The organism is Micromonospora sp. NPDC051296 (genome assembly GCF_040682255.1).
Taxonomy (GTDB): Bacteria; Actinomycetota; Actinomycetes; order Mycobacteriales; family Micromonosporaceae; genus Micromonospora; species Micromonospora craterilacus.
The window spans coordinates 1-9956 of sequence record NZ_JBFBAO010000272.1 but is presented as its reverse complement, the minus strand read 5'-3'; the positions used below and the strand labels follow the sequence as shown (position 1 = coordinate 9956).

The following is a 9956-nucleotide window of genomic DNA, read 5'->3' as shown; positions in this document are numbered from 1 at the left end:
CCCCTGCGCACGTTGCCATCATCGGTGCGGGGATGGTCGGACTGGCCACCGCCTGGTTTCTACAGGAGCGTGGCGTACGGGTCACCGTCCTCGACCGCGCGGGTGTGGCCGCAGGCGCGTCGTGGGGGAACGCGGGCTGGCTCACCCCCGGCATCACCACTCCCCTGCCGGAGCCCGCGGTGCTCCGCTACGGGCTGCGCGCCGTCCTGAGCCCGTCCTCGCCGGTCTACGTGCCGCCGCGCGCGGACGCTCGGCTGCTGCGATTCCTGGCGGGCTTCGCGCGGCACAGCACCGCCTCGAAGTGGCGGACCGCGATGCGGGCCTACATTCCGATGAACCGGCGGGCGTTCGAGGCGTTCGACGCATTGGAGGCCGCCGGGGTCGCTTCGATGACGAACGAGGCGAAGTCGTTCATCGCGGCGTACCGGACCGAGGCCGAACGGTCGGTCCTTCTGGACGAGCTGGGCCACATCCACGCCGCGGGCCAACAGATCGAGTTCGACGTCCTGACCGGGGCCGAAGCGCGTGCGGTGGAACCCTCATTGTCCGACGACATCGGTGCGGCCATCCGCCTGCACGGTCAGCGGTTCATCGACCCCGGGCACTACGTGCACGCGCTCGCCGATTCCGTTCGCGCGCGCGGGGCAGCGCTCGTCACCGGAGCGGAGGTCGTGAACGTCCGCGACGAGGGGGCCGGGGTCCGACTGATCACCTCTGCCGGCGGCGACGATCGCTATGACGCGGCCGTGCTGGCAACCGGCACGTGGCTCGGCGAGCTGGCTCGGCGCTTCGGCGTCCGCACCGTCGTGCAGGCCGGTCGCGGGTACAGCTTCAGCGTCGCGATCGAGCACGTCCCGGCCGGTCCGGTGTACTTCCCAGCGCAGCGTGTCGCGTGCACGCCCCTCGGAGACCGGCTGCGTGTAGCCGGGATGATGGAGTTCCGTCGCGCCGAGGCTCCGCTGGACCGTCGCCGGATCCTGGCTATCGCCGAGGCCGCACGGCCGCTGCTGCGGGGCGCCGACCTGGACGCCCGCATCGACGAGTGGGTCGGGGCGCGACCCTGCACCCCCGACGGGCTACCGTTGATCGGCCGTACCAGGTCACCACGGGTCTTCGCGGCTGGCGGCCACGGCATGTGGGGCATCACGCTTGGCCCGCTCACCGGCAAGCTGCTCGCCGAGCAAATCACCACCGGTCGGCAGCCCGCGGAGATCTGCCCCTTCGACCCGCTGCGCTGATGCGTCACCGCGTCGCGTCCGCAGTGCTTGCGGTCGCTGGGGCTCTGCCACGCCGACTGTCGCCCCGCCGATCTGGCGGCAGCGCGGCCAGCATGGACCGCCATCACCACCGCCGGCATCCGCATGACCGGCACCAAAGGGCGGAGCGCTGATGCGCTCCGCCCTTTCTCTCACCCCGAGCAGGAAGGACGCTCAACGGTGTACGTCGTGAGCAGGCAGGACGAGCTGGGCATGCTGCGGATCATCCTGGAGAGGCAGTACGAGCGGCACAGCACCCAGCTGGCCCTGCTGGCCCGGCAGGCCCACCAGATGCCCCCCGACGGGGCTGATCTTGAGGCTGCCTCGGCATTGGCCGCGGCGTCGCGGCTGGCCCTGGCCGACATCGCCCGGGCTTTGCACTACCTGGAACAGGGCCGCTACGGGACCTGCGAAGGGTGTCACTGCGACATCCCGATCGAACAGCTGGCGCACCAGCCAGCTGCCCGGTTCTGCACCACTTGCTTCCCGAACTAGTGCGGCTCGGCAGCCGCTGCCGAGAGAAGCTGGGCGAGTTCGGTCGGCTTGCTGACCATCGGCCAATGGCCCGAATCGATGTCGACGAAGTCGAGGTGTTTGGCCTTGGCGAGCTCGGGCACTTCGCCGGCCTCGATCCACTCCCGGGCCTGGGCGGGGGTGAACTCCGGGCAGACGAGCACGACCGGGACGTCGAACCGTCGCTCGTCGGCCAGACGCACCACGCCCTTGGCCACGCCCTCGGGGACGGGGATCGCGGCCGCCTCGATGCGCCGTCTGGCCGTCTCGTCGAGGTCGGCCGAGTCCGGCCCCTCGAACGGGCGCCAGCCGGGGAAGGGCATGACGCCGTCCTTCAGCTCGAAGAACTCGGCGTAGGACGCCCCGTCGGGGGACGGGAAGCCGCCGATCATGGCGACCTTGGCGACCTGCTCCGGTCGCGCGTCGGCGGCCAGCCAGGCCAGGGTGCAGGCGGCGGAGTGCCCCACCACCATGGGCCGTTCGGACGCTGAGTCGACGGCGGCGAGCACCACTGCGACCTGGTCATCGAGGGTGGCGGACGCGGATCCGTCGCCCTGGCCCGGAAGGGTGAGCGGCACCGGGCGGTGGCCGAGGGCCTTGAGCGCGGACGCGACCTCGTCCCATACGGATCCGCTGAGCCACAGGCCAGCGATGAGCACGATGTCCATGGCTTGTCTCCTTCTCAGGTGCGGTCAGGCCACACGAACGAAACGGGTGAACCGCCCTTGGTGAGCCTTTCACACTCGACCGCGGTGCGCTGGCGGCCAGCGTCGCCTGCGGCGGCCTGTGGCCGCCCGGCTGGCGAGGCGTTGGGTCAGGACGGGGCGACGGCCGGGAAGCCGCCGGTCAGTGCGGTGACCGCGCGGCGAATCCGGGTCTTCGCGGTCGGGTTGGCTCCATTGGAGAGGGAGACGTAGTGCAGCAGGCCGACCACCACCAGGGCCAACGCGGCGGTGTCGGCGCCTGCGGGCACCCGCCCGAGTTGTTGTTCGGCAGCCAGGTAGTCGGTGACCGCGCGCTCGACCGTCTGCAGTCCGGCGCTCCCGTTCCCCAGCACCGCTTCGACCTTTGCCGTCAGTTCCGGCCGGTAGGCCATCAGCCGGGTCAATGCCAGCAGCGTGCCCAGCGGTGTCGCCAGGACGGCCTCGCTGAGGTTCCCGGCGACCGTGCCGATCCCGGCGCGCCCCGGAAGGCCGGCCACCTCGCTGGAGATCTGGAAGGCCCGGTCGACCGCGTAGCCGACCAGGAAGTCGTCGAAGTTCGCGAAGTGCGCGTACAGCAGTCCGGTGGCGACGCCGGCCTCGCGGGTCACGGCCCGGCCGGTGAGGCGACCGGGTCCGTCGTCCGCGATCACCCGCTCCACCGCGGCGAAGAGTTGCTGCCTGGGTTCGGGGATGGCGACTCCGCGTGGCATGCCCGAATTCTAGGCGCTGGTCGCAGCCGCCGTTGCGCCAGTATGAGCAAACGCTCATACTGGTTTGAGCAGATGCTCATTCTGGATGACAGGAGTACGGATGAAGCGCGCGGTGATCGTCGGTGCCGGTATCGCCGGACTGTCCACGGCCCTACGTCTGAGCCAGGACGGGTGGCGCACGGTCGTGGTGGAACGGGCCCCGGCCCGGCGGAGCAGTGGCTACCTGGTGAACCTGCTCGGGCCGGGCTACGACGCCGCCGAGCGCCTCGGCCTGTTACCCGCGCTGTCCGCCCGGCAACTGGGTCTGTTCACCACCGTGCTGGTCCGGGCCGACGGGCGGCCCAAGTTCACCGTGCCGTCCGCCGTCGCCGAGGCCGCCCTCGGCAAACGGACCATGTCGGTGTTCCGTGGCGATCTGGAGACCGCCCTGTACGAAGCGGTGCGCGACCGCACCGAGTTCCGCTTCGGCACCACGGTCGCGTCCATCGACCAGGATGCCGACCGGGTACGGGTGGTGCTGAGCGACGGCACCACGGAGGACGCCGACCTCCTGATCGGCGCCGACGGAGTCCACTCCGCGACCCGCACGGCAGTGTTCGGCGCCGGGCTCCGAGTCGATCTCCCGTACGTTGTGGCCGCGTTCCCGCTCGCCCACCCGGTGGCGGGCGTGCCGGACTCGTCCGCCACGACCTTCATCGGTCCGGGCCGCACGGCGGCGATCGTCAACCTGGGCCCGCAACGGTCGTCGGCATTCTTCACGTACCGATGCGCAGACCCGGGCTCGGAACTGAGACGCGGCCCGGTGGCTGCGCTCAGCGCGGCGTTCGGAGATCTGGGCGCAGGCGTGCCGGACGCCGTCCGTCACCTGGAGAAGCATCCAGCCGACGCCTACTTCGACGCGGTCAGCCAGGTGGTCATGCCACGCTGGAGCGCCGGACGGGTGGTGCTGCTCGGAGACGCGGCCTGGTGCGTCACGCTCTTCGCCGGGCACGGCGCGGCCCTCGCGCTCACCGGCGCCGACCAACTCGGTGCCGCCCTGCGACAGCACGACGACGACATCCCGGCAGCACTATCCGATTGGGAGTCAGGACTACGCCCGGAGGCAGTCAAACGGCAGGCACTTGCCCGCCGGGGAATGCTCCAGTACGCGCCGCCCAGCCGCCTCCACGTGTGGATGAGCGACCTGACCATCCGGGCGATCACGCTTCCAGGCGTTCGCGGCCTCGTCCGGAGAGGCATCGAGCGGGCAAACCGTTGACGCTCGGCAACGAAGGCGGCGAGACCCCGGACTCGGAGAGGAATTCACTTCGGATCTGTCGTTGATCGGTCGTTGGGTGATCGCTCGGTGCAGCACACTGCCCCAATGGACCGACCGACTGCGTTCCTCGTCGACCCGCCGGAAACCCCGGCGGTCACCACCGTCTACGAGGCGGATGTCACCTCCGACGGCTACGTCAACAACCTCACCCGTGTCTGGTGCTGGCGTCCGGATGTGCTGGCATCCTTCCAGGCCCTGCGGGCTGACCTCCTGTCCGGCTCGGACCTGTCACCAAGGGACGTGGCCGTGATGGTCGCCGCCACCGCCGCGGCGCGCGGCGACGCCTACTGCGCGCTCGCCTGGGGCACGAGGCTGGCCGAACTCAGCGACGAGGCGACCGCCGCGAAGGTGCTGCGAGGAGTCGACGGCGGACTCTCCGAGCGGGATGCGGCACTCGCCGGATGGTCCCGTCAGGTCGTCCAGAATCCGAACACCACGACCGAGGCCCACGTGAACCGCTTACGCGACCTGGGTCTCAGCGACCGAGCGATCTTCGAGGTGACCGCCTGGATCGCCTTTCGCCTGGCCTTCTCCACCATCAACGATGCGCTGGGGGCACGCCCAGATCCGCAGCTCGCCGAGAGGGCTCCTCGACTCGTCCGCGAGGCCGTCACCTACGGCCGCCGAATCGGGACAGATGCCCAGGGCGACAAGATCCTGCCCGGGTGACCGGTCACCCGGGCGGGTGAGTGTCGACGTCACGTACCGGGATCGCGCACTTACGGCCGCCGGGCGGCACGGGCTAGACCGAAAGTGACCGCTCGCCGGAGCGGCTTCACGAGTCTGCCCTGAAGGGGGTCGAGCACCGGTGCCGACCGATCGTCCGCGCTCCCGTATCGACGGTGCCGAGGCGGTCGCGGACGCGATCCTGTACGAGGGTTACCTGCTCTATCCCTACCGGCGCTCCTCGGGCAAGAACCGGGTCCGCTGGCAGTTCGGCGTCCTGGTGCCCCCGGCGTGGGGCGAGTCGCACGGCCTGGTCGACAGCGGCGTGGCCGGTTCTGCCGAGTCGCCGTGGCAGCAGACCGAGTGCCTGGTGGAGGCGCCGGATGTCGCGATGGTCCAGGTCCGGTTGCGGTTCCTACAGCTGCAACAGAAGGTGGCCGAGAGCCGGACGGCCGGCGGCGGGTACCGGCCGACGGACCGGATCGAGGCCGGTGACCGCATCGAGCTGAGCTTCGACGAGGCGGTGCCGCGGGAGTACGACGTCGAGGCGTCGATCGGCGACCTGCGGCAGGGACGCCGGCTGGACGTCCGGGTGCCGGGTGGAGAGGACATCGAGCCGCTGCTCGGCGCGACGGGTGAGCCGGTCGGGCGGGTGGTGCGCCGGCGCTGGCCGTTGTCCGCGTCGGTCACCGTCTCGGCCGCCCCGGCCGAGGCGCCCTTCCGCCTGCTGCGGCTGCGGATCCGGGTCGAGAACACGGACTCGACCACCCCGGCGGACAGCCCGCGGGACGAAGCGTTGCGCTGCTGTCTGCTGGCGGCGCACACCCTGGTCGGTGTCGGCCGGGGGCGGTTCCTGTCCCTGCTCGACCCGCCCGAGTGGGCGGCGCCCCCGGCGCGGGAATGCCGCAACGTGCACACGTTCCCGGTGCTGGCCGGCGAGCCGGGCACCGTCGACGTCCTGCTCTCGTCACCCATCATCCTCTACGACCACCCGCAGATCGCGCCCGAGAGCCCGGGTGACCTGCACGACGCAACCGAGATCGACGAGATCCTCTCGCTGCGTACGCTCACGCTCTCCGACGCGGAGAAGCGGGAGGCGCGGGCCACCGATCCCCGGGCGGCCGCGATCGTCGACCGGGTCGACACCATGCCACCCGAGGTGCTCGAACGGCTGCATGGCGCCATCCGGCACCTGGCGCCGGCACGCCGCGACGCGGACACCGACACCGACCCGGAGCGGCCGTGGTGGGAGCCGGGTGCCGACGCGGGGATCACGCCGGAGACCGGGACCGTGCTGGTCGCGGGCACCCTGCTGGCACGGGGCAGCCGGGTTCGGTTACGGCCCCGCCGGCGCGGCACGGACGCGCACGACATGTTCCTGGACGGCCGTACCGCCCGGGTGGAGCAGGTGCTGCTCGACGTGGACGGGTCCCGGTTCCTGGCCGTGACGGTGGACGACGACCCAGGCGCGGAGCTGCACCAGTGGTACGGGCGCCTACGCCACTTCCGGCCCGAAGAGGTCGAGCCGTTGACCGGAGAGGTGGCGGCACCGTGACCAGCGGCGGCAGCGTGACCAGCGACGGCAGCGTGACCAGCGACGGCAGCGTGACCAGCGACGGCAGCGGGCGGATCCTGGTCGCCGGCATCGGCAACATCTTCCTCGGCGACGACGCGTTCGGCGTCGAGGTCGTCCGGCGCCTGCGGGATGTTGTCCTCCCACCGGGGGTGGACGTGTCCGATTACGGCATCCGGGGAATGCATCTGGCCTACGATCTGCTGGACGGCCGGCACGACGTGCTGGTCCTGGTGGACGCGTTGCCGCTGGACGAGCCGCCCGGGACGTTGGCCGTGCTCCGGGTGGACCTCGACGACCCGGGCTGGACGCTGCGGCCGGCCGACGTGCTGGACGCGCCGGCCGCCGACGCGCACGGCATGGATCCCGAGTCGGTGCTGCGCCTGCTGCGCGGCCTGGGTGGCAGCGTCGACCGGGTCCTCGTGGTGGGTTGCCGGCCCGCCGTCCTCGACGAGTGCATGGAGCTGTCGGCCCCGGTGGCCGCCGCGGTAGACGAGGCGGTCCGGACGGTGGTCGGGATCGTCCGGGAGGAAGCCGCCCGGTTGGCCCGCGGCGCGGGAGCGGCATCAGACACGCCGGCAGGTGGCAACGAACGGGGGGTGAGCACGCATGCATGAGACAGGTCTGTCCGAGGCGATCGTGGACGCCGCGGTACGCCGGGCGGCCGGGCGCCGGGTCACCGGGCTGCGGGTACGGATCGGTGGCCATCCGGTCGATCCGGACGTCGTCACGCAGGGCATCCAGCTGGCCGCGGCCGGCACGGTCGCCGCGGACACCGCCGTCGACCTGGTGCTCGAACCGATGACCGTGGCCTGCCACGACTGCGGGCGCAGCGGGCCGGTCGACGACCACCTCGCGATGGTGGCCTGTCCGCGCTGCGGTGGCATCGACATCGACGTCACCGGCACCGACGACGTGGTGCTGGAGTCGATCACCGTGGACGTCGTCGAGCCGCCCGCGCTGGTGCCGGCGGCGGCCAGCCACGACCCGGGGAGCGCGGACGCATGAGCGAGCGCCAGCGAGTGAATCGGCAACGCAGCGCGGAAAATGCTCAGGTCGACGCCGAGCGGAGCGAGGTGGCGGCATGAGCCAGGGCGTGCGGGAACCCGCCGCGGTGCCGCCGCAGGAGAACGGGTACGACGAGGTCACCATCCTCTGGATCTCCGAGGGCATGAGTTGTGACGGCGACTCCGTGTCGATGACCGCCTCCGCTCAGCCCGCCATCGAGGACGTCGTCCTCGGGCTCGTTCCCGGCCTGCCGAAGGTCAACCTGCACAACAAGGTGTTGTCGCCGGCGGCCGGCGGCGAGGAGTTCCTGGCGCCGTACCGGAGAGCGGCCCGCGGGGAGATGACCGAGCCGTTCATCCTCGTCATCGAGGGATCGATCCCGAACGAGAACATCAACGGCGACGGGTACTGGACCTCGTTCGGCAACGACGAGAAGACCGGCGAGCCGCTGACCGTGAACTGGTGGATCGACCAGCTGGCACCGAAGGCGTGGGCGGTGGTCGCGGCCGGCACCTGCGCGACGTACGGCGGCATCCACGCCATGGCGGGCAACCCGACCGGGTGCATGGGCCTGGCCGACTATCTCGGGTGGGACTTCCGGTCCCAGGGCGGCCTGCCGATCGTCAACGTGCCCGGCTGTCCGATCCAGCCGGAGAACTTCATGGAGACCCTGACCTGGGTGCTCTACCACGCCGCAGGCTCCGCACCACCGCCGCCGCTGGATCAGATGCTGCGGCCGCAGTGGCTGTTCGGCAAGACCGTGCACGAGGGCTGCGACCGGGCCGCCTACTACGAGCAGGCCGACTTCGCCAAGGACTACAACTCGCCCAAGTGCCAGGTGAAGATCGGCTGCTGGGGGCCGGTCATCAACTGCAACGTCCCGAAACGCGGCTGGATGAACGGGGTGGGCGGCTGCCCCAACGTCGGTGGCATCTGCATCGGCTGCACCATGCCGGGCTTCCCCGACAAGTTCATGCCGTTCATGGACATGCCGCCCGGCGGGAGCCTGTCCACCCTGCTCATCAAGCCGTACGGCGCGTTGATCCGCCGCCTGCGCGGCATCACCAACGTCACCGCCAACCGGGAACCGAAGTGGCACCACAACGGTCCCGAGCTGACCAGCGGCTACAACCCCCGGTGGCGCCCGTACGGTCCGGCGGATCCTCGGCGCCAGGCAGCGATGGAGAGGAACAAGCCGTGACCGCGACGAAACCGAAGCCGGCCGCCGGTCAGAAGCCCGGCGAGCTGGTGGAGATGGCGTGGGATCCGATCACCCGGATCATCGGCAACCTCGGCGTCTACACGAAGATCGATTTCGCGAACCGGGTGGTCGCCGAGTGCCACACCACGTCGTCGCTGTTCCGCGGCTACTCGGTGTTCATGAAGGGCAAGGACCCGCGCGACGCCGGCTTCATCACCAGCCGGATCTGCGGCATCTGCGGCGACAACCACACGACCTGCTCGGTGTACGCGCAGAACATGGCGTACGGCATCAAGACGCCGCCGCTGGCCGAGTGGATCATCAACCTCGGCGAAGCCGCCGAGTACATGTTCGACCACACCCTCTTCCAGGACAACCTCGTCTTCGTCGACTTCTGCGAGGCGATGGTCAAGCAAACCAACCCCAGCGTCCTCGCCCGCGCGGAGGCCACCGCGGCACCCGGCCGGGACATCCACGGCTACCGGACGATCGCCGACATCATGCGGGCGTACAACCCGTTCGAGGGCGAGGTCTACAAGGAGGCGCTGAAGGTCAGCCGGACGACCCGGGAGATGTTCTGCCTGATGGAGGGCCGGCACGTCCACCCGTCGACGGTGTATCCGGGCGGCGTCGGCACCATGCCGCAGCCGTCGCTGTTCACCGACTACCTGAGCCGGCTGATCAGCATCCTGGACTTCGTCAAGAAGGCCGTCGCCATGAACGACGACATCTTCGACTTCTGGTACGAGGCGCTGCCCGGCTACGAGGAGGTCGGCCGCCGCCGGGTGCTGCTCGGCTGCTGGGGCTCCTTCCAGAACCCCGACGTCGTCGACTACCGGTACGAGACCATGACGAACTGGGGGCGGGCGATGCACGTCACGCCCGGCATCGTCGTCGACGGCAAGCTGCTCACCACCGACCTGGTCGACATCAACCTGGGCATCCGGATCCTGCTCGGCAGCTCCTACTACAAGGACTGGGCCGGCGAGGAGGAGCCGTTCGTCAAG

At 70.6% G+C, this 9956-nt stretch carries 11 protein-coding genes; 9 read left to right on the top strand and 2 right to left on the bottom strand.

Going from position 1 to position 9956, the window contains the following annotated elements:
- Positions 1 to 1238 (top strand): FAD-dependent oxidoreductase (locus AB0M52_RS24470; protein WP_363957919.1); only part of this gene is annotated, 1238 nt, incomplete at its 5' end.
- A 207-nt stretch (positions 1239 to 1445) separates the two neighbouring features.
- The gene (locus AB0M52_RS24465) at positions 1446 to 1751 is read left to right on the top strand and encodes a TraR/DksA C4-type zinc finger protein (protein ID WP_363957916.1); all 306 of its coding nucleotides are present in this window, start codon (positions 1446 to 1448) and stop codon (positions 1749 to 1751) included.
- Here the strand turns inward: AB0M52_RS24465 and AB0M52_RS24460 are convergent.
- Together AB0M52_RS24460 and AB0M52_RS24455 are read right to left on the bottom strand one after the other, a co-directional pair.
- Positions 1748 to 2437, bottom strand: a complete 690-nt coding sequence (locus tag AB0M52_RS24460; protein WP_363957913.1) for an alpha/beta hydrolase — start codon at positions 2435 to 2437, stop codon at positions 1748 to 1750. The genes AB0M52_RS24465 and AB0M52_RS24460 overlap by 4 nt on opposite strands.
- Before the next feature lie 146 nt (positions 2438 to 2583).
- The gene (locus AB0M52_RS24455; RefSeq protein WP_363957910.1) at positions 2584 to 3183 is read right to left on the bottom strand and encodes a TetR/AcrR family transcriptional regulator; all 600 of its coding nucleotides are present in this window, start codon (positions 3181 to 3183) and stop codon (positions 2584 to 2586) included.
- Positions 3184 to 3283: 100 nt separating this feature from the next.
- Between AB0M52_RS24455 and AB0M52_RS24450 the strand changes: the two genes are divergently transcribed.
- The 7 genes from AB0M52_RS24450 to AB0M52_RS24420 form a co-directional block, all read left to right on the top strand.
- Positions 3284 to 4441 (top strand): FAD-dependent oxidoreductase, encoded by a 1158-nt coding sequence (locus AB0M52_RS24450; protein ID WP_363957907.1) that lies wholly within the window; start codon positions 3284 to 3286, stop codon positions 4439 to 4441.
- Between the two features lie 105 nt (positions 4442 to 4546).
- Positions 4547 to 5170, top strand: a complete 624-nt coding sequence (locus AB0M52_RS24445) for a hypothetical protein (protein WP_363957904.1) — start codon at positions 4547 to 4549, stop codon at positions 5168 to 5170.
- A 139-nt stretch (positions 5171 to 5309) separates the two neighbouring features.
- Entirely contained in the window at positions 5310 to 6722 is a 1413-nt protein-coding gene (locus AB0M52_RS24440) for a hypothetical protein (protein WP_363957901.1), read from the top strand.
- Entirely contained in the window at positions 6719 to 7357 is a 639-nt protein-coding gene (locus AB0M52_RS24435; RefSeq protein ID WP_363957898.1) for a hydrogenase maturation protease, read from the top strand. Before AB0M52_RS24440 ends, AB0M52_RS24435 begins: the two co-directional genes overlap by 4 nt.
- Complete coding sequence (locus AB0M52_RS24430) at positions 7350 to 7748, top strand: hydrogenase maturation nickel metallochaperone HypA (RefSeq protein WP_363957895.1); 399 nt, start codon at positions 7350 to 7352, stop codon at positions 7746 to 7748. Before AB0M52_RS24435 ends, AB0M52_RS24430 begins: the two co-directional genes overlap by 8 nt.
- 76 nt (positions 7749 to 7824) lie before the next feature.
- Positions 7825 to 8949, top strand: a complete 1125-nt coding sequence (locus tag AB0M52_RS24425) for a hydrogenase expression protein HypE (protein WP_363957892.1) — start codon at positions 7825 to 7827, stop codon at positions 8947 to 8949.
- Positions 8946 to 9956: nickel-dependent hydrogenase large subunit (locus AB0M52_RS24420; protein ID WP_363957889.1), on the top strand; the 1011-nt coding region annotated here is incomplete at its 3' end. The genes AB0M52_RS24425 and AB0M52_RS24420, both read left to right, overlap by 4 nt.